At 74.2% G+C, this 17692-nt stretch carries 19 protein-coding genes; 11 read left to right on the forward strand and 8 right to left on the reverse strand.

Annotated features, from left to right (window positions below):
* Positions 1–154: 154 nt before the first annotated feature.
* Positions 155–484 carry a WhiB family transcriptional regulator gene (locus tag K329_RS28735; RefSeq protein ID WP_043644396.1) on the forward strand — a complete coding sequence of 110 codons (330 nt, stop codon included), beginning with the start codon at positions 155–157 and terminating at the stop codon, positions 482–484.
* Between the two features lie 44 nt (positions 485–528).
* On the opposite strand, the gene bagB is transcribed toward K329_RS28735, so the two are convergent.
* From bagB to K329_RS0121870, 4 genes are all read right to left on the reverse strand, one after another.
* Positions 529–1827 carry an ArsA family ATPase gene (gene bagB / locus K329_RS0121855; RefSeq protein ID WP_084541502.1) on the reverse strand — a complete coding sequence of 433 codons (1299 nt, stop codon included), beginning with the start codon at positions 1825–1827 and terminating at the stop codon, positions 529–531.
* Positions 1824–2888: an ATPase BagA gene (gene bagA, locus K329_RS0121860; protein ID WP_157571869.1), complete on the reverse strand. Its 1065-nt coding sequence runs from the start codon at positions 2886–2888 to the stop codon at positions 1824–1826. Before bagA ends, bagB begins: the two co-directional genes overlap by 4 nt.
* A 101-nt stretch (positions 2889–2989) precedes the next feature.
* Positions 2990–5596, reverse strand: coding sequence for an ABC transporter permease (locus K329_RS0121865; RefSeq protein WP_028474707.1), 2607 nt, complete (start codon positions 5594–5596; stop codon positions 2990–2992).
* Complete coding sequence (locus tag K329_RS0121870; RefSeq protein WP_028474708.1) at positions 5593–6402, reverse strand: ABC transporter ATP-binding protein; 810 nt, start codon at positions 6400–6402, stop codon at positions 5593–5595. Before K329_RS0121870 ends, K329_RS0121865 begins: the two co-directional genes overlap by 4 nt.
* A gap of 179 nt (positions 6403–6581) precedes the next feature.
* Between K329_RS0121870 and K329_RS0121875 the strand changes: the two genes are divergently transcribed.
* On the forward strand, positions 6582–6875 hold the full coding sequence (locus tag K329_RS0121875; protein WP_028474709.1) for a YciI family protein: 294 nt from the start codon (positions 6582–6584) through the stop codon (positions 6873–6875).
* Positions 6876–6884: 9 nt separating this feature from the next.
* On the opposite strand, the gene K329_RS0121880 is transcribed toward K329_RS0121875, so the two are convergent.
* The gene (locus K329_RS0121880; protein ID WP_028474710.1) at positions 6885–7643 is read right to left on the reverse strand and encodes a response regulator; all 759 of its coding nucleotides are present in this window, start codon (positions 7641–7643) and stop codon (positions 6885–6887) included.
* Positions 7640–8794: a sensor histidine kinase gene (locus tag K329_RS0121885; RefSeq protein ID WP_157571870.1), complete on the reverse strand. Its 1155-nt coding sequence runs from the start codon at positions 8792–8794 to the stop codon at positions 7640–7642. Before K329_RS0121885 ends, K329_RS0121880 begins: the two co-directional genes overlap by 4 nt.
* A 105-nt stretch (positions 8795–8899) precedes the next feature.
* On the opposite strand from K329_RS0121885, the gene K329_RS28740 reads away from it, so the two are divergent.
* The 5 genes from K329_RS28740 to K329_RS0121910 are packed head-to-tail and all read left to right on the forward strand — an operon-like array spanning position 8900 to position 12741.
* Positions 8900–10279, forward strand: a complete 1380-nt coding sequence (locus K329_RS28740) for an Nramp family divalent metal transporter (protein ID WP_084541504.1) — start codon at positions 8900–8902, stop codon at positions 10277–10279.
* A gap of 52 nt (positions 10280–10331) precedes the next feature.
* Positions 10332–10487 (forward strand): Sp36 family protein, encoded by a 156-nt coding sequence (sp36, locus tag K329_RS32010; RefSeq protein WP_169721625.1) that lies wholly within the window; start codon positions 10332–10334, stop codon positions 10485–10487.
* Between the two features lies 1 nt (position 10488).
* On the forward strand, positions 10489–10947 hold the full coding sequence (locus K329_RS0121900; RefSeq protein ID WP_028474712.1) for a RidA family protein: 459 nt from the start codon (positions 10489–10491) through the stop codon (positions 10945–10947).
* A 13-nt stretch (positions 10948–10960) separates the two neighbouring features.
* Positions 10961–11920 (forward strand): NUDIX hydrolase, encoded by a 960-nt coding sequence (locus K329_RS28745; protein WP_052337218.1) that lies wholly within the window; start codon positions 10961–10963, stop codon positions 11918–11920.
* Complete coding sequence (locus K329_RS0121910; RefSeq protein WP_028474713.1) at positions 11917–12741, forward strand: MBL fold metallo-hydrolase; 825 nt, start codon at positions 11917–11919, stop codon at positions 12739–12741. Before K329_RS28745 ends, K329_RS0121910 begins: the two co-directional genes overlap by 4 nt.
* Positions 12742–12921: 180 nt before the next feature.
* Here K329_RS0121910 and K329_RS0121915 read toward each other — a convergent pair whose 3' ends face one another.
* Positions 12922–13599 (reverse strand): Crp/Fnr family transcriptional regulator, encoded by a 678-nt coding sequence (locus K329_RS0121915; RefSeq protein WP_028474714.1) that lies wholly within the window; start codon positions 13597–13599, stop codon positions 12922–12924.
* Positions 13600–13749: 150 nt separating this feature from the next.
* Here K329_RS0121915 and nth point away from each other — a divergent pair, with 150 nt between their 5' ends.
* Genes nth through K329_RS0121935 form a run of 4 tightly spaced genes read left to right on the forward strand, consistent with a single transcriptional unit; the run spans position 13750 to position 17022 of the window.
* The gene (gene nth / locus K329_RS0121920) at positions 13750–14442 is read left to right on the forward strand and encodes an endonuclease III (RefSeq protein WP_043644399.1); all 693 of its coding nucleotides are present in this window, start codon (positions 13750–13752) and stop codon (positions 14440–14442) included.
* Positions 14439–15119, forward strand: a complete 681-nt coding sequence (locus K329_RS29995; protein WP_052337219.1) for a TlpA family protein disulfide reductase — start codon at positions 14439–14441, stop codon at positions 15117–15119. The genes nth and K329_RS29995 overlap by 4 nt, the downstream gene beginning before the upstream one ends.
* Positions 15116–15853, forward strand: a complete 738-nt coding sequence (locus K329_RS28755) for an NUDIX hydrolase (RefSeq protein ID WP_052337220.1) — start codon at positions 15116–15118, stop codon at positions 15851–15853. The genes K329_RS29995 and K329_RS28755 overlap by 4 nt, the downstream gene beginning before the upstream one ends.
* Positions 15850–17022, forward strand: coding sequence for a MarP family serine protease (locus K329_RS0121935; protein WP_028474716.1), 1173 nt, complete (start codon positions 15850–15852; stop codon positions 17020–17022). The genes K329_RS28755 and K329_RS0121935 overlap by 4 nt, the downstream gene beginning before the upstream one ends.
* Positions 17023–17262: 240 nt before the next feature.
* Here K329_RS0121935 and K329_RS0121940 read toward each other — a convergent pair whose 3' ends face one another.
* A complete protein-coding gene (locus K329_RS0121940; protein WP_028474717.1) occupies positions 17263–17670 on the reverse strand; it encodes a phage holin family protein in 408 nt (135 codons plus the stop codon).
* Positions 17671–17692: the final 22 nt, after the last annotated feature.

Raw genomic sequence — 17692 nt, forward strand, 5'->3', positions numbered from 1 at the left:
TGACTGTCGGGACGTAGTCATTTCGGACTATGCCGTTTGGGTCTATCGGGTCTGTCGCGCGGGCGCCGGAGTCTTTACCTTTTACCTCGTTGGGTTGGAATCGGGGGTAGGACGGCGTGGGGCCGGACACCTCCCTGTGAACTGGGGACATCACATGTGGGTTGAGGACTGGACGACCGTGGCCGCCTGCCGCAAGGCGCAGCCGGACGAGCTCTTCGTGCGCGGAGCCGAGCAGAACAAGGTGAAGCAGGTGTGCTCGGGCTGCCCCGTGCGCACCGAGTGCCTCGCGGAGGCGCTCGACAACCAGATCGAGTGGGGCGTCTGGGGCGGCATGACCGAGCGTGAGCGCCGTGCGCTGCTCCGCCGTCGGCCGGCCAAGTCGTGGCGCGCCGTGCTCGAGACCGCCCGCGCCCAGCACGAGCAGGTCGCCGTGGCGCCGCTCGAGCTGGTCGACGCCGACGCCGAGGTCGCGCAGGTCGGCTGACCGACCGGGTCCGGGCCGCGAGGCCCGGACCGCAGGCGCCGAGGTCAGGCCTCGGGCAGGTCCCGCTCCGCCGGCTGGCCGGCGAGCAGGGCACCGACGCGCCGCAGGCCGTCGAGGTCGTGCACGTCGCTCGCCAGGGCGGGTACGACCGTGGTCGCGACCTCGGGGTGCGCCGCAGTGAACCGGGCGCGTAGCGACGTCTCGCGCTCCGTGATGCGCACGTGGTCGGCGTGCAGCCGCAGCAGGCCCTCCGCGAGCGCGGGGTCGTCCAGCGTCGAGGCGCCCTCCGCCGACCCGTCGGACCGCTCCGACTCCGCGCGCCGCTCCAGCCGCTGGGCCGCCGCGACGGCCTCCTCGGCCGAGAGCCCGATCGGTGGGGTCGGGTGCGCCCGGTTGACGATGAGCCCGGCGAGCGGCATGCGGTCGTCGGCGAGCCGCTCCACGAAGTACGCCGCCTCGCGCAGCGCGTCGCGCTCGGGGGCCGCGACCACCAGGAACGACGTCTGCTCGTCCTGCAGCAGCGCGTAGGTCTGCTGCGCCCGCTGGCGGAACCCGCCGAAGACCGTGTCGAAGGCGGCGACGAACGTCTGCAGGTCGGTGAGCACCTGGGCGCCCAGCACCTTCGTGAGTGCGCCGGTGATGAGGCCGAACCCCATGCTCATCACCCGGGCCGGGCCCTTGGCGGGCGCGAGCAGCAGCCGGATGAACCGACCGTCGAGGAAGCTGGAGAGCCGTTCGGGCGCGTCGAGGAAGTCGAGCGCGGACCGCGACGGCGGGGTGTCGACCACGATCAGGTCGTAGGTGCCGTCGACCTGCGCCTGGCGGTGGATCTGGCCCAGCTTCTCCATCGCCATGTACTCCTGCGTGCCCGCGAACGAGCTCGACAGCGCGATGTAGAAGGGGTTCTCGAGGATCGCCCTGGCCTTCTCGGGGCTCGCCTGGGTCTCGACCACCTCGTCGAAGGTGCTCTTCATGTCGAGCATCATCGCGTCGAGGCGACCGCCCGTGGACGTGTCGATGCCGACCACGGGCCGCGGGGTGTTGTCGAGCTCCTCGATGCCCATCGACTGGGCGAGGCGGCGGGCGGGGTCGATCGTCAGCACGACGACCTTGCGGCCCCGTTCGGCGGCGCGCATCGCGATCGCGGCGGCGGTGGTCGTCTTGCCCACGCCCCCGGACCCGCAGCACACGATGATCCCCGTGCCCGGGTCGGCGAGGAGCGCGTCGACGTCGAGCACGGGGGCCGTGACGGCGTCGCTGGCCAGCGGACCGACGCGGTGGCTGCTGCGGCGGTGGGTGCCGGCGCGTGCGCCGGCACCGCTCGGAGAGGTGCTGCTGGTCATGCCATCCCCTGCCTGCGCAGCTGCGCCGCGAGCTCGTAGAGACCGCCGAGGTCCACACCGCCGGCGAGGCGGGGCAGCTCGTACGTCGGGACCTCGAACTCGTCGACGAGGGCCCGCTGCGTCGTCTCCAGCGCGAGGCGCTCGGCGTGGTCGCGGCCCTGGCGCAGCAGGTGGTCGGCGACGTCGACCAGCTCGTCGGGCGAGCCGTCGAGGCCGGCGGCCGCGAGGTCGGAGGCGAGCCCCTCGACCTCGGTCGCGCCGTCGGCGACCTCGGCGAGGTCGTCGGCGTCGAGCTCGTGCGGGCGGGCCAGGTTCACCACGACGCCCCCGACGGGCAGGCGCGTGGCCCGCAGCTCGGCGATGCCGTCGGCCGTCTCCTGCACCGGCATCTCCTCCAGCACGGTGACGAGGTGCACGGCGGTCCGCTCCGAGCGGAAGAGCGTCATCATCGTGTCGGACTGCGACTTGATCGGCCCGACCTTCGCCAGCCCGGCGAGCTCGTCGGAGACGTTGAGGAACTGGGTGATGCGGCCCGTCGGCGGTGCGTCGAGGACGACCGCGTCGTACTGGCGCACGCCCTTGCCGCGGCGCCCGGCCTTGGCGGCCTCGAAGACCTTGCCGGTCAGCAGCACGTCACGGACGCCGGGCGCGATCGTGGTCGCGAACTCGATGACCCCGAAGCGGTCGAGGGCCCGACCGGCGCGGCCGAGCTTGTAGTACATCGCCAGGTAGTCGAGCAGGGCCGACTCGGCGTCGATGTGGAGGGCGAAGACCGTGCCGGCCGGCCCGCGCGGCGAGCCGTCGGGGGCCGCGGCGCCGGGCGTGGCGGGCAGGCCCTTCGCGATCTGGCGCTCCTCGTAGGGGAGCGGGTCGACGTCGAACATCCGGGCGATGCCCTGGCGCCCCTCGACCTCGCAGAGCAGCACGTTCTTGCCGCTCGAGGCCAGCGCGAGGGCCAGCGCGGCAGCGACCGTCGACTTGCCCGTGCCGCCCTTGCCCGTCACGACGTGCAGCTGCACGCCCGCCCAGTCGGGGGAGGAGGCAGCGGCGGTCTCGGGCACGTGGCGATCCTAGCCACGCGCGCCATGGCGGCCGGGTGCTCGCACGGGCCGCCCGGGGCGGCCACCCGGGGCGGGGGTCCCGCCCCGGGCAGCCGGTCGGCTCAGTCCAGCGCCAGCCCCGCGGCCGGCGCCGTGCGGGCGGCCCGTCGGGCGGGCAGCACGCAGGAGACGAGGCCGGCGAGCGCGGCCACCAGCACCACGGCCCCGAGCTGGCCCCACGGCAGCACCAGGGAGGCGTCCGGGATCGTCGGCCTCACCATCACCAGCACCCCGACGACCGCGAAGAACACCCCGGTCGCCGTACCGATGAGCGTCGCCGCGACCGAGAGCAGCACGCCCTCGGCGGCGAGCGTCCGCCGCAGCTGGCGCCGGGTGAGGCCGAGCGCGCGGAGCAGCGCGTTCTCCCGCGACCGCTCCAGCACGGAGAGACCGAGGGTGTTGCCGATCCCGATGAGCGCGATGACGATCCCGATCCCGAGCAGGCCGACGACGGCGATGACCACCACGTCGAGCTGGAAGTCGACCCAGTCGCGCTGCTGCAGCCCGATGTCCGCGGACGCGTCGCTGGCGTTGGTGGCCGCGTCGAGGTCGGCGGCCAGGCCGTCGACGTCGGCGCCCGCGTCGGCGCGCAGCCACACGGCGTACGGCGCCGTCGAGCCGCCCAGCAGGGTGTCGAGCGTGGTGGGGGAGACGAGCAGGGCGCTGCCCCAGCCGTTGTCGACCATCGTGGTGCGGAGCGTGACCGTGCGGTCGCCGACGCTCACGTCGACCTGCTCCGGCACCCCGAGGCCCTCGGCGACGTCGTACGGCACGACGAGCTCGTCGTCGGCGGGCTCCGCGACGGTGCGGTCGCCCCGCACGACGGTGCCCAGCGCCTCGTCGGCGCCCGCGGCCGCGGCCGGGGAGACGACCGGCACGTCGGTGCCGGTCCAGAGGTCCTCCGCCGCGACACCGTCGTCAGCGGCGGCCTCCGCGGCGGCCTCCGCGGCGGCCTCGCCGGGGCTGACCGCGACGCGTCCGCCCGGCAGCACCAGCGACGTCTCGACGTCGTCGAGCCCGGTGACCCGGTCGGTCAGCTCGGTGGTCAGCCCGCCGCCCTCGGTGGCGACGACCGCGTCGACCGGGTACTGCTGGTCGAGCTCGGCGTCGGTGGCGGACCGGGCGCTCGCCATGCCGGTGAGCACCGCGGTGGTGAGGGTGACGCCGATCAGCAGCGAGGCGGTGGTGGCCGCCGTACGGCGGGGGTTGCGCACCGCGTTCTCGCCGGCGAGCCGCGCGGCGGGACCGGTACGGCGCACGAGGGCGCCGACGACCCGCAGCAGGGCCGGCACGATGACGGGCCCGAGCAGGACCAAGCCGGCGAAGAACGCGGTGCCGCCCGCCACCATCACGACCACGTTCTCGAGCACGACCGAGGCGGCGAGGAGCGCGCCGCCGCCGGCGAGCACGAGGGCTCCGACGGCGATCCGGAACCGGCCCGACGTGGTGCGCATCGTGGGCGCCGCCTCGGGGCGCAGGGCCGCGAGCGGGCTGACCCGGGTGGCCGCGCGGGTCGGGAACCAGGCCGCGAGCACGGTGGTGAGCACGCCGCCGACGAACGCGGCGAGCCACCACGAGGGGGTGGGCGACACGGCGCCGAGCGGGAAGTCGACGGCCGCTCGGAGCACCGCGACCCCGCCGAAGCCGAGAGCAGCGCCGAGCCCGAGGCCCGCGAGGGAGGCGAGGACGCCCATGACGAGCGCCTCGATGCGGATCGAGCGCCGCACCTGGCGACGGGTCGCGCCGACGCAGCGGAGCAGGGCCAGGTCGCGCTGACGCTGGGCGAAGAGGATCGTGAAGGTGTTGGCGATGACCATCACCGAGACGACGGCCGCGATGGCGCCGAAGAGCAGCAGCACCATCGAGAGCACGTCGACCTGCTGGTTGGCCTGGGCGAGGCGGTCCTCGGCCACCTCGTCGGGCGAGTGCACGCCGAGGTCCCCGACGTACGTCGCGTCGGGGTCGACCTCGGCGTCGTCCGCGGTGGCGCCGACGTCACCGTCGTCGGCGAGCGCCTCGAGGGCGGCGGTGGTCGTGCCGAGGTCGTGGTCCGGGCCGAGGGCGTAGGTGATCGCGTCGACCCAGTAGCCCTCGGTCTCGCGCAGCGACTCCCAGGGCACCCAGAGGGCCGCGGGCATGAGGGTGGAGGAGTCCGCGAGGCCCACGACCGTGAACGTCGTGGCCGCGTCGCCCTCGCCCACCACCACCTGGTCGCCGATGCCGACGTCGCTCGACGCGGCCCGGGCGGCGTCGGCGACGGCCTCGTCGGGGGCCGACGGTGCGGTGCCCTCGACGAGGGTCTGCCAGGCGAGGTCGGGGTCGTCGGCCCAGGAGCCGACGCCGGCCTGCGTCGCGATGCTGCGACCGTCGGAGCCGCTGATCGGCAGCCAGTTCGTCGCCAGCGGCGCGGCGGAGTCGCCGACCGCCTCGGCGTGGGCGAGCACGGCGTCGGTGCCGTCCTCGGAGGGCCAGGACCGGAGGTCGCCGCCGGTGACGACGAGGTCGGCGCCCTCGTAGGGCTGGCCCACCTCGGCCGTCAGGCCACCGCGCGCCGAGGAGGCCAGCGCGTCGGTGACGACCACGAAGGCGACCGCGATCGCGACGGCCAGCGCGGCGGCGACGTAGCGGCGCGTGTGGGTGCGCAGCGACGCGAGCAGGACGCTCCTCATCGGGTGGCACCCCCCGCAGCGATCGACGTGCCGGGACGCAGGGCGGCCACGAGGGCGGCGGGCTCGGGGTCGACCAGGTGGGCCCGGATCTCGCCGTCGGCGATGACGAGCACGTCGTCGGCGTACGCCGCGGCGTCGAGCTCGTGGGTCACCATCACGACCGTCTGGCCCAGCTCGCGCACGGAGCGGCGCAGGAAGCCGAGCACCTCGGCGGAGGAGTCGGAGTCGAGGTTGCCGGTCGGCTCGTCGGCGAAGACGATCGCGGGCTGCGCGACGAGCGCCCGGGCGATGGCCACGCGCTGCTGCTGGCCGCCGGAGAGCTCGCTGGGCCGGTGACCGAGGCGGTCCGCGAGGCCCAGGGTCGCGACCACCTCGTCGTACCGGGCGCGCACCTCGCGGTCGACCTTGCGGCCCGCGAGCTCGAAGGGCAGCAGGATGTTCTGGCCCGCGGTGAGCATCGGCAGCAGGTTGAACGCCTGGAAGACGAACCCGACGTGGTCGCGGCGGAAGCGCGTGAGGCGGTCGTCGTCGAGGCTCTCCAGCTGCGTGCCGGCGATGGTGATGCTGCCCGCGGTGGGCTGGTCGAGGCCGGCGAGGCAGTGCATGAGCGTCGACTTGCCCGAGCCCGAGGCGCCCATGATGGCGGTGAAGCGGCCGGCGGGGATGTCGACGTCGATGCCGCGCAGCGCGTGCACCTCGGCGTCGCCGCGGCCGTAGCTCTTGGTGAGGCCACGGGCGCTGGCGGCCGGGGTGCCGGGGGTGCCGGGGTGGGTGCGGGACGGGTCCGAGAGGTGTGTCGAGGTCATGGTGACGACGCTAGGTACGGCGCGCGCCGCAGGCGTCAGGCCGACGGTGGATCCTGCTGGCCGCAGGTGCCGGTCGTCTCCACCCGTGGGTGGACCGCACGGATCCGGCCCGGGCGGGGCGTCCGTCCACGGGATGAGGCGTGGTCGGGACCGTCGGTGCGGCGATGCATGATCGGACCATGTCGATCTACGCCGTGACCTACGACTACTCCGACGACGCCGCCCTGCGCGACGAGCACCGGGCCTCCCACCGCGAGTACCTGGCCGGCCTCGCCGAGCAGGGCATCGTGCTCGTCTCGGGGCCCTGGGGTCCTGACGATGCGCCGGGCGCGCTGCTGATCTTCCGGGGCGACTCGGCCGACGCCGTGCGCGAGCTGACCGTCGACGACCCGTTCCGCAAGGTCGGCGCCGTCACCGACGTGCGCGTCCAGGAGTGGATCCCCGTGCTCGGGCCGCTCGCCGGCGGGTTCTGAGCAGGCCCCTCAGCCCGGTACGACCAGCCCGGTGTCGTAGGCGAGCACCACGAGCTGCACCCGGTCGCGGGAGGCGGTCTTCGCCAGCAGCCGCGACACGTGGGTCTTCACCGTCGCCTCGGCGACCACGAACTCGGCCGCGATCTCGGTGTTCGAGAGGCCGCGCCCGACGAGCACCAGCGTCTCGCGCTCCCGGTCGGTGAGGTCGGCGAGGCGGGCCCGGGCCGCCGGGTCCACCGCGTCGCCCACGTTCGCCGACGGCGCGGCGGGCGCCGTACCCCCGTCGGGCGCCGGACCCGCCCCCGGCAGCGTCGCCGCGAAGTGGTCGAGCAGCCGGCGCGTGGTCGACGGGGCCACGACCGCGTCGCCCGCGTGCACCGACCGGATCGCGCCCAGCAGGTCGGGCGGCGCCGCGTCCTTGAGCAGGAACGCGGAGGCCCCGGCGCGCAGCGCGGCGAACGCGTACTCGTCGAGGTCGAAGGTCGTCAGCACGATCACCTTCGGCACGGCGTGCCCGGCCGCGGCCCGCTCGGCCAGCGCGCGGGTGGCCCCGACCCCGTCGAGGCGGGGCATGCGCACGTCCATCAGCACGACGTCGGCCGCCAGGCCCGCGACGAGGTCGAGCGCCGCCTGCCCGTCGCCCGCCTCGCCCACGACCGTGAGGTCGGGCTGGCTCTCGACGAGCATGCGGAACCCGGCCCGCACCATCTGCTGGTCGTCGACGATCACGACGCGGATGGGCGCGGGGGAGTCGGCCGGGCTGCTCACAGCGGGATCCTCGCATCCACGGCGAACCCGCCGCCCGGACGCGGCCCGGCGTCGAGGGTGCCCCCGACCGTGGTGACCCGCTCCCGCATGCCGACGAGCCCCAGCCCGCGGCCGTCCCCGCGCGGGCCGTCCGCCCCGGCGCCGCGCCCGTCGTCGCCCACCGAGACCGCGAGCTCGCCGTCGGCCACGACGAGGCGCACGACCACGTGCACGCCGGGGCCCGCGTGGCGCCGCACGTTCGTCAGCCCCTCCTGCACGACGCGGTACGCCGTCAGTGCGAGCGCCTCGGGCAGCTCCGGCAGGGGATCGGGCAGGTCGGCGACGAGGTCGGTGCCGGACACGGACGCCTGCTCGAGCAGGAACACGAGGTCGGCGAGCCCGGGCTGGGGGCGCACGCCGGTGTCGTCGGAGCGCAGGAGCCCCAGCAGCCGCCGCATGTCGGTGAGCGCCTCCCGACCGGTGCCGGCGATGGTCTCGAGGGTGCGGGTGGCGACCTCGGGGTCCTGCGCCGCGGCGTAGCGGGCGCCGTCGGCCTGCACCACGATCACCGACAGGCCGTGCGCGACCACGTCGTGCATCTCCCGCGCGATGCGGGCGCGCTCGTCGGAGGCCGCGAGCTCGGCCTGCTGGGCGGCCTCGCGCTCGAGCTGCTCGCTGCGGGCGACGAGCTGCTCGACGTACGCCGCGCGGGTGCGGCCCAGGGTGCCCAGGGCCCACGCCGCGACGACGATGACGCCGATGAGGAGGGCGTAGCTCGCGAACCCGTCGGTGCGGAAGTCGCTGTCGAAGAGGCGGGTCCAGTCCCAGGCTGCGACGACGGCGCCGACGAGGCCCACCCCGAGGGCCGCGGCTCCCGCCCGGGCGGTGCCGTAGCGGGCGACCGAGTAGAGCGCGATCGGGTAGGCGAACTGGCTGGGCACGGGCACGTCGAGCACGACCGCCTGCAGCACGCTGGCGGCGGCCACGGCGGCGTACGCGGGTCCGGGACGGCTGCGGCGCCACACCAGCGCCACCGTCATGGCGAGCCCGAGCAGCGCGGCGGCGACCTCGCCCGAGAGAGCGGCCCCGAGCACGGTGAGCACGAGGACGGCGATCACGCACAGGTCGAACACGCGCCGCCCCCGCGGCCCCAGCTGCCTCGGGACGGTCACCACCCGGCCGACCCTACGGCGGTCCCGCGCCGGCCGTCGTCCACCCGTGGGCGGACACGCGCGTTGCTACGGTGACGCGATCTCACGACGTCTCGGGAGGACCCCATGAGCAGCGACGACCCCACCGGCCCGCCCCCGGGCGACGGTCCCGACCGCACGCCCGACCGCGCGAACGACCTCGCGAAGGCCGGCGACGCCACCGCTGACGGCGGACCCCCGCCCCGCTGGAAGGTCGTCGGCCCCGGGCTGGTCGTCGCGGCCACCGGCGTCGGCGCCGCCGACCTCGTCGCGACCCTGGTGGCCGGCTCGCAGTTCGGCTACACGCTGCTGTGGGTCGCCGTGCTCGGCACCATCCTCAAGGTCGTGCTCGTCGAGGGCGCCGGCCGCTACTCGCTGGCCACCGGACGCTCCATCTTCGACGGCTGGCGCAGCCTCGGGGTCTGGACGACCTGGTACTTCGCGCCCTACATCGTCGTCTGGGGCTTCGTGTACGGCGCGACCGCGATGTCGTCGACGGCCCTGCCCATCGTGGCGATCTTCCCCGACCTCTCGCTGCGCTGGGTCGCCATCGCCAGCGGCCTCATCGGTCTCGCCCTCGTCTGGTTCGGCACCTACGCCACCTTCGAGAAGGTCATCACCGTCTTCGTCGGCATCATGTTCGTGACCGTGGTCGGCGCGGCGATCCTCACCACCCCGAACCTCGGCGAGGTCGTGCTCGGCCTGCGCCCGATCATCCCGGACGGGTCGATCGTCTACGTGCTGGGCCTGGCCGGCGGGGTCGGCGGCACGATCACCCTGGCGGCCTACGGCTACTGGCTGCGGGAGAAGGGCTGGAGCACGCCGAGGTTCATGCGCGTGATGCGCATCGACAACAACATGGCCTACCTGATGACCGGCATCTTCGTGGTGTCGATGCTCATCGTGGGGGCCGAGCTGCTCTACTCCGCGAACATCGCGATCAGCACGGGCGACCAGGGTCTGCTCGACCTCTCCGAGGTGCTCGAGGACCGCTACGGCACCGTGTTCGGCTACGTCTTCCTCATCGGCTTCTGGGCCTCGTCGTTCTCGTCGCTCATCGGCGTCTGGAGCGGCGTGAGCCTCATGTTCGGCGACTTCGTCGGGACCCTGAAGGGCCTCCCGCCCGGCCACCCCGACACGCGCACGGGCGGCAAGTACTTCAAGGCCTACATGCTGTGGCTGACGTTCCCGCCCATGCTCCTGCTGCTGCTCGACCGCCCGGTGGGCCTGATCATCGCGTACGGCGTGCTCGGCGCCTTCTTCATGCCGTTCCTCGCCGTGACCCTGCTCGTGCTGCTCAACCGCGGCGGCGTCGGCAAGGAGTTCGGCGGCGTCGCGGGCTCCGTCGTGCCGCGCGAGTGGCGCAACCGCTGGTTCTCGAACGTGGCCCTGACGATCTGCGCGCTGCTGTTCGTCGCGCTGGCCGTCAACGAGCTGAGGAACGCGCTGTCGCCGCTGTGGGAGTGAGGGCCGCCGACCGCGGCGCCCCCGCCGCCGCGGGCAACGTAGGGTGCGGGGCATGACGAAGTGGGAGTACCAGGTCGCGCCGATTCCGCTCCACAACGAGGCGCTCATGCTGAACAACTTCGGCCAGGACGGCTGGGAGCTGGTCACGATCCAGACCAACGCCCAGGGCGGGCTGATCGCCTTCCTGAAGCGGTCGGTCGAGGGCTGACGTGACGCACCCGGAGGAGCGCCTGGCCGCGCTCGGCCTCGCCGTGCCGGAGGTCGCCAAGCCCGTCGCGACCTACGTGCCGGCGGTGCGCAGCGGCGCCCACGTGTTCACGTCGGGCCAGCTGCCCATGCGCGGCGGCGAGCTCATGGCGACCGGCAAGGTCGGCGCCGAGGTCGGGGCCGAGGAGGCCGCGGAGTGCGCCCAGCAGTGCGCGCTCAACGCCCTCGCCGCGGTGAAGGCCGAGATCGGTGACCTCGCGCTCGTGAAGCGGGTCGTCAAGGTCGTCGTGTTCGTCGCGTCGCCCCCCGACTTCACCGGTCAGCCGCAGGTCGCGAACGGCGCCTCCGAGCTGCTCGGCCAGGTGTTCGGCGAGGCCGGCGTGCACGCCCGCTCCGCCGTGGGCGTGGCCGTGCTTCCGCTCGACGCGCCGGTCGAGGTCGAGCTCGTCGTCGAGGTCTGAGGGAGGCCGGGCGATGGTCGCGCTGCGCATCCCCACGGTCCTGCCGGCGTCGGCGAACGACCTGGTGAGGTCGTTCCAGGACGGGCGGTCGACCCCGGTCGCGCCCCGCGACGCGGCGTCGATCGTGCTCGCGCGGCCCCCCCGTCGTACGACGGGGACGCCCACCGCCGGCGACCTCGAGATCTACTTCCTGCTGCGCCACGCGTCGATGCAGTTCGCCGCGAGCATGGCGGTCTTCCCCGGCGGCGGCGTCGACCCCCGCGACTTCGAGGACGACTCGACGCCCTGGGCCGGACCGTCCCCCGAGGCGTGGGCCGAGCGGCTCGAGGTGCCCGTCGCGATGGCGCGGGCCCTGGTGTACGCCGCGGTGCGCGAGACGTTCGAGGAGTCCGGCGTGCTGCTGGCGGGCCCGTCCGCCGACGCCGTCGTGGCCGACACCACCGGCGACGACTGGGAGGCCGACCGCGTCGCGCTGGAGAAGCGCGAGCTGTCGTTCACCGAGTTCCTCGACCGCCGCGAGCTCGTGGTGCGCGCCGACCTGCTCACCCCCTGGACCCGGTGGATCACCCCGGAGTTCGAGCCCCGCCGCTTCAACACCTGGTTCTTCCTCGCCGAGCTGCCCGAGGGCCAGCGCACCCGCGACGTCTCGAGCGAGTCGGCACGGGTGATGTGGATGTCGATCCGCGACGCCGTCGCGGCCGCCGACGCCGACGAGCTCGCGATGATGCCGCCGCAGTACTGCACCATCGCCGAGATGTACGACGCCGGCTCGGTGGCCGAGGCGGCCGCGGTCGCCGACGCCCGGGCGCTCGACACGATCCTGCCGACCGGCGTGTTCGCGACCGTGACCGGCGAGGGCGGCGCCGCGGAGGAGCGGGTCGTGCTCGACATCGGCGACCGGCTGCTCGAGGTCGTGACGCGGCTGCAGGAGCGCCTCGACGCGCAGCGCGCGGGCGGCGGGCCGGACGCGTGAGCGACCCCGGCACGACGGCCTGGGCCGGCGGCACGTTCGGCGAGCGCGGCCGGTGCGTGCTGGCCCCGAACCCGTCCACGATGACGCTCGACGGCACCAACACCTGGGTGCTGCGCGAGCCGGGCGGCTCCCGGTCGGTCGTGGTCGACCCCGGGCCCACCGACGAGGGCCACCTCGACGCGGTCGCGGAGGCCGCGGACGGCAAGGTCGCCGCCGTCCTCCTCACCCACCACCACCTCGACCACTCGGAGGCCGCGAAGGCGTTCGCCGAGCGGATGGGTTGCGGCGTGCGGGCGCTGGACCCGGCGTACCGCCTCGGCAGCGAGGGCCTCGGCGACGGCGACGTCGTGGCGGTCGACGGGCTGGAGATCCACGTGGTCGCGACGCCCGGCCACACCGCCGATTCGCTGTCGTTCGTGCTGCCCGCCGACGGCGCGCTGCTCACGGGGGACACGGTGCTGGGGCGCGGCACGACGGTCGTCGCCCACCCGGACGGCCGGCTCGGCGCCTACCTCGACTCGCTGGACCGGCTCCACGCCCTCGTGGAGCGCCAGGACGCGATGAGCGTCTGGCCCGGCCACGGCCCGGTCATCGACGACGCCCTCGGCGCGCTCGACTTCTACATCGCGCACCGGCGCTCGCGCCTCGAGCAGGTGGAGGCGGCGGTCGCCACGCTCCGCGGCTCGGCCTCCGGCCCGCTCGACGCGGAGCTGCTGCCGCGCCAGGTCGTCGAGGTCGTGTACGCCGACGTCGACCCCGTGCTGTGGGGCGCCGCCGAGCTCTCCGTGCGCGCCCAGCTGGCCTACCTCGACGCCCGCTGAGGGGTTGCTTGGTGCGGGCGGCAGTTTCGCCGCTCGAGCGGCGAAACTGCCGCTTTGCGACGTGAATTCATGGCGCAGGGTTCCGGTTTAACCGCTCGAGCGGCGAAACTGCCGGCCCCCGGCAACGCACGAGGCCGGCCCGCCCGCGAACGGGGGACCGGCCTGGTGGGTGCCGCTGGGTCAGCGTGCGCGGCGCGAGAGCCGCTCGATGTCCATGATCACGACGGAGCGGGGCTCGAGGCGCAGCCAGCCGCGCGAGGTGAAGTCGGCCAGGGCCTTGTTCACCGTCTCGCGGGAGGCGCCGACGAGCTGGGCCAGCTCCTCCTGCGTGAGGTCGTGGTGCACGTGCACGCCGTCGTCCGCCGTACGCCCGAAGCGGTCGGCCAGGTCGATGAGCGCCTTGGCGACGCGACCGGGGACGTCGGAGAACACGAGGTCGGCCACGACGTCGTTCGCCTTGCGCAGGCGGGCGGCGAGCTGCGAGAGCAGGCCGCGGGCCACGACGGGGCGCCCCTCGAGCCAGAACTGCAGGTCCTCGTGGGAGAGGGACGCGAAGGTCGCCTCGGTGACGCAGGTGACGGTCGCCGAGCGCGGGCCCGGGTCGAAGAGCGAGAGCTCGCCGAACATCTGGCCGGGGCCGAGGATGGCCAGGAGGTTTTCGCGACCGTCGGTCGAGGTGCGTCCCAGCTTCACCTTGCCCTCGAGCACGACGTACAGCTTGTCGCCTGAGTCGCCCTCGTGGAAGAGCACCTCGCCACGGCGGAGCCTGCTCTCGGCGAGCGACGAGATGAGCGCGGCGATGGCCTCGTCGTCGAGCGCGCTGAACAGTGGCGCCTGACGCAGTACGTCGGTGTCCACAAGGGCCTCCCTCTGGGGGTGTCGTCTCCGGCCGCCGGAATCGTGCAAGCAGCCCCACGCATAGTAGCGGCGTCGGGGCCCGCTGCGCGGGAAGGGCCGCCGCCACGCCGACCGGTCACGCTGTCGGTCGCTCCCCGTACCCTTCTCGATGTGCCCGACACCGCCCTGGTGCGACGCGCCCGCAAGATCGACCGGGTGCTCGCCGAGACCTATCCCGACGCGCGGTGCGAGCTCGACTTCGACGACGCGTTCCAGCTGCTCGTCGTCACGGTGCTCTCCGCGCAGACCACCGACAAGCGGGTCAACGCGGTGCGCCCCCTGCTCTTCGCGGCCTATCCCGACCCCGCCGCGATGGCCGGCGCCGACCGCAGCCACCTCGAGACGATCATCGGGCCGCTCGGGTTCTTCCGCGCCAAGACCGAGTCGCTGCTCAAGCTGAGCCAGGCGCTGGTGGAGACGTACGACGGGCAGGTGCCGGGCCGCCTGGAGGACCTCGTGACCCTGCCGGGCGTGGGCCGCAAGACGGCCAACGTCGTGCTCGGCAACGCGTTCGACGTCCCCGGCATCACGGTCGACACCCACTTCGGTCGCCTCGTGCGCCGCTTCGGGTGGACCGAGCAGACCGACCCGGTGAAGGTCGAGCACGAGATCGCCGCGCTCTTCCCGAAGCGCGACTGGACCATGCTGTCCCACCACCTCATCTGGCACGGCCGGCGCCGCTGCCACGCCAAGAAGCCCGCCTGCGGCGCCTGTCCGGTCGCCCGCTGGTGCCCGGCCTTCGGCGAGGGACCGGCCGATCCCGAGGCCGCCGCGGCGCTGGTGCGCACCGAGGGCCGCGCGTGAGGCGCCGTACGTCGCTGCTCGCCGCCCTGCTCGCGGTGGGCGTCGGCGTGTCGGGGCTGGCCGGGTGCGCGCCCGGCGCCGACGGCGGGTCGGGCGGCATCGGTCCGGCGCAGATCGACGTCGACACCCCCGAGCTGCGGGCGGCGAAGGAGGCGGCGGGCGTCGAGGCCTGCGAGCCCGGCGACGCCGAGCCCACGCCCGACGGGCTGCCGGAGGTGACGCTGCCGTGCCTCGGCGGCGGCGAGGCGATCGACCTCAGCCGGCTCGAGGGGCCGCTGCTGGTCAACCTCTGGGCCAACTGGTGCGCGCCGTGCCGCGAGGAGATGCCGGCCCTGCAGCAGTTCCACGAGACGTACGGCGACCAGGTCGCCGTCCTCGGCGTCAACTACAACGAGACCGACCCGGCCGGTGCGCTCGACCTCGTCGCGGAGACCGGGGTGACCTACCCGCTCGTGGCCGACGTCGACCAGGTGCTGCGACCGCTGGCCCCCTTCGCCCCGCTGCGCGGGCTGCCGATGACGGTGCTCGTCGACGCCGACGGCGAGGTCGTCTACGCCGAGGGCGTCGCGTTCGACACGTACGACGAGGTGGTCGACCTCGTCGCCGACCACCTGCCGCTCGCGCCCGCCGCCCCGGTGCCCCCGGACGCGTCCCCGACGTCGGAGGTCACCGGATGAGCGCCGGGCCCGTCGAGGTGCCCGCCTGGCTCGAGCCGGTGGCCACCGCCCTCACGACGATCCGCGCCGAGCACCTCACCGGCTTCGCGCCCCCGGCCGACGCCGAGCCCCGCCGCGGCGCCGTCCTGATGGTCTTCGTCGAGGGTGACCGCGGACCCGAGGTGCTGCTGACGGAGCGGGCCCACTACATGCGCTCCCACCCCGGCCAGGTGTCCTTCCCGGGCGGCAGCCTCGATCCCGGCGAGACCCACGAGCAGGCCGCGCTGCGCGAGGCGTGGGAGGAGATCGGCCTCGACCCCGCCGGGGTGCACGTCGTCGGCCGGCTGCCCGAGCTGTGGCTGCCGCCCAGCAACTTCGCGGTGGTGCCCGTCGTCGCCTGGTGGCAGGACCCGGGCCCCATCTCCGTGCGCAGCCCCGACGAGGTCCACGCGATCCACCGGGTCGCGATCGCCGACCTCGTCGACCCCGAGTGGCGCCGTACGGTCGAGGGACCCTCGGGATGGTCGTCGCCCGGCTTCCTCATCGGGCCCGACCACGACGTGGTGCTCTGGGGCTTCACCGGCGGCATCATCGCCCGGCTGCTCGACTTCATCGGGTGGAGCGCGTCGTGGGACGAATCCCGCACGACCGAGCTCCCGTCCTACATGCTGGGCGGCGCCGAGCGCGCAGGCCGTACGGCGCTGGGTGGCGCCGAGCGTGCGCCGATGGCGGACATCGAGGAGAACGACGCATGAACTGGCTCGACTGGCTGCTGCTCCTGCTCGTGGCGACGTACGCGCTCTCGGGCTACTGGCAGGGGTTCGTCACCGGTGCGTTCGCGACCTTCGGGCTGCTGGCCGGCGGCATCGCCGGCATCGTGCTGGCTCCCGTGGTGCTCGGGGGCGCCGAGCCGGGCCTGTGGATCTCGCTCGGGGCGCTCTTCATCGTCATCCTGTGCGCGTCGGTGGGCCAGGCGGCCTGCCAGTACCTCGGTGCGCGGGTGCGCTCCCACATCACCTGGCAGCCGGCGCGGTCGGTCGACGCGGTCGGGGGGGCGGCCCTCAGCGCCGTCGCCGTGCTCATCGTGGCGTGGGCGCTGGGCGTGGCCGTCTCCGGCACGCGCCTCGGCGGCGTCACCGAGGCCGTCCGCAGCTCGACGGTGCTCTCCAAGGTCGACACGGTGCTGCCCGCGAGCGCCGACGGGGTGCTCCAGGCGTTCAACGACGTCGTCGGCACCACCTTCTTCCCGCGCTACCTCGAGCCGTTCGCGCCGGAGCGCATCGTCGAGGTCGACCCGGGCGACCAGCGCATGCTCACCGACCCCGACGTGGAGGCCGCGCAGCGCGCCGTCTGGAAGATCCGGGGCGACAACGACTGCGGACGCGGCATCGAGGGCACGGGCTTCCTGTACGCCGACGACCGCCTCATGACCAACGCCCACGTGGTCGCCGGCGTCGACGCCCCGCGCGTGCAGATCGGCGACGGCTGGGTCGACGCGCAGGTCGTGCACTACGACCCCGAGCTCGACGTCGCCGTGCTCGCCCTGGACGACCAGGGTGTCGCCCCGCTCGGGTTCGGCCAGGCCGCGCCCGACGACAGCGTCGCCATCCTCGGCTACCCCCAGGACGGCCCGTACGACGTGCAGACCGCCCGCATCCGCGCCGAGCAGATGCTCCGCTCGCCCGACATCTACGGCAATGGCTCCGGCGTCCGCGACGTGTTCTCGCTGCGCGGGCTCGTGCGCCCGGGCAACTCGGGCGGCCCCATCGTGTCGTCCGACGGCAGCGTCGCCGGCGTCATCTTCGCCGCGTCGGTCACCGACGCGGAGACGGGCTACGCCCTCACCAGCGGCGCCGTCGAGGGGGCCGCCTCGGCGGGCGTCTCCAGCGGCGCCGAGGTCAGCACGGGCGACTGCGCGGGCTGAGCCCCTCCGGCCGCTCCGGCCGGTCGCTGGGACGGGTGTCGGGCGTCGGCCTCTCCGCCCTGCGGTTCGCGGTAGGAGGTACCCGTGCGACGGGTACGAGGCACCGCGAACGGTGGGGTCGCGAACGGTGGGGTCGCGAACGTCAGGTCCCGCAGACGCCGGACGCCCCGAGGGGCGGACCCTCGGGGCGTCGGACGGTGCGAGAGCGGCGCGCGGGGCGCCGTACGCGAGCGGTGAGGCTCAGACGTGCTTGCCCTTGAGGGCCGGCGGGATCTTCTTGCCCTGGCGGATGGCGCGCTCGGGGGCGCGCACCTTCTTCACCTTGCGCACGCCGAGCAGCACGAGGAGCAGCGCGAGCAGGATGTAGGCGCCCGTCACGATGAGGAAGGCCCAGTGCAGGTCGAGGCCGTCGCCGTTCCAGTGGATGAGGTAGGCGAACGCCACCGACAGCAGGATGATCGCGAGCACCAGCAGGAAGCCCGCGGCGGCGAACAGGATCGCGCCCGTGCCGCCGTTCTTGAGGCTGACCTTCAGCTCGGACTTCGCGAGCTGGATCTCCTGGGAGACCAGCGTCGAGATGTCGCGGCTGGCGTCCGCGACGAGGCGGCCGATCGTGGGCTCGGTGTCCTTGACCGGGTCGGTCGTCATGGTGTGTTCCCTCTGCTGGTCG

Origin of the sequence: Nocardioides alkalitolerans DSM 16699, assembly GCF_000426525.1 — a bacterium.
In the GTDB taxonomy this organism is placed as follows: domain Bacteria; phylum Actinomycetota; class Actinomycetes; order Propionibacteriales; family Nocardioidaceae; genus Nocardioides; species Nocardioides alkalitolerans.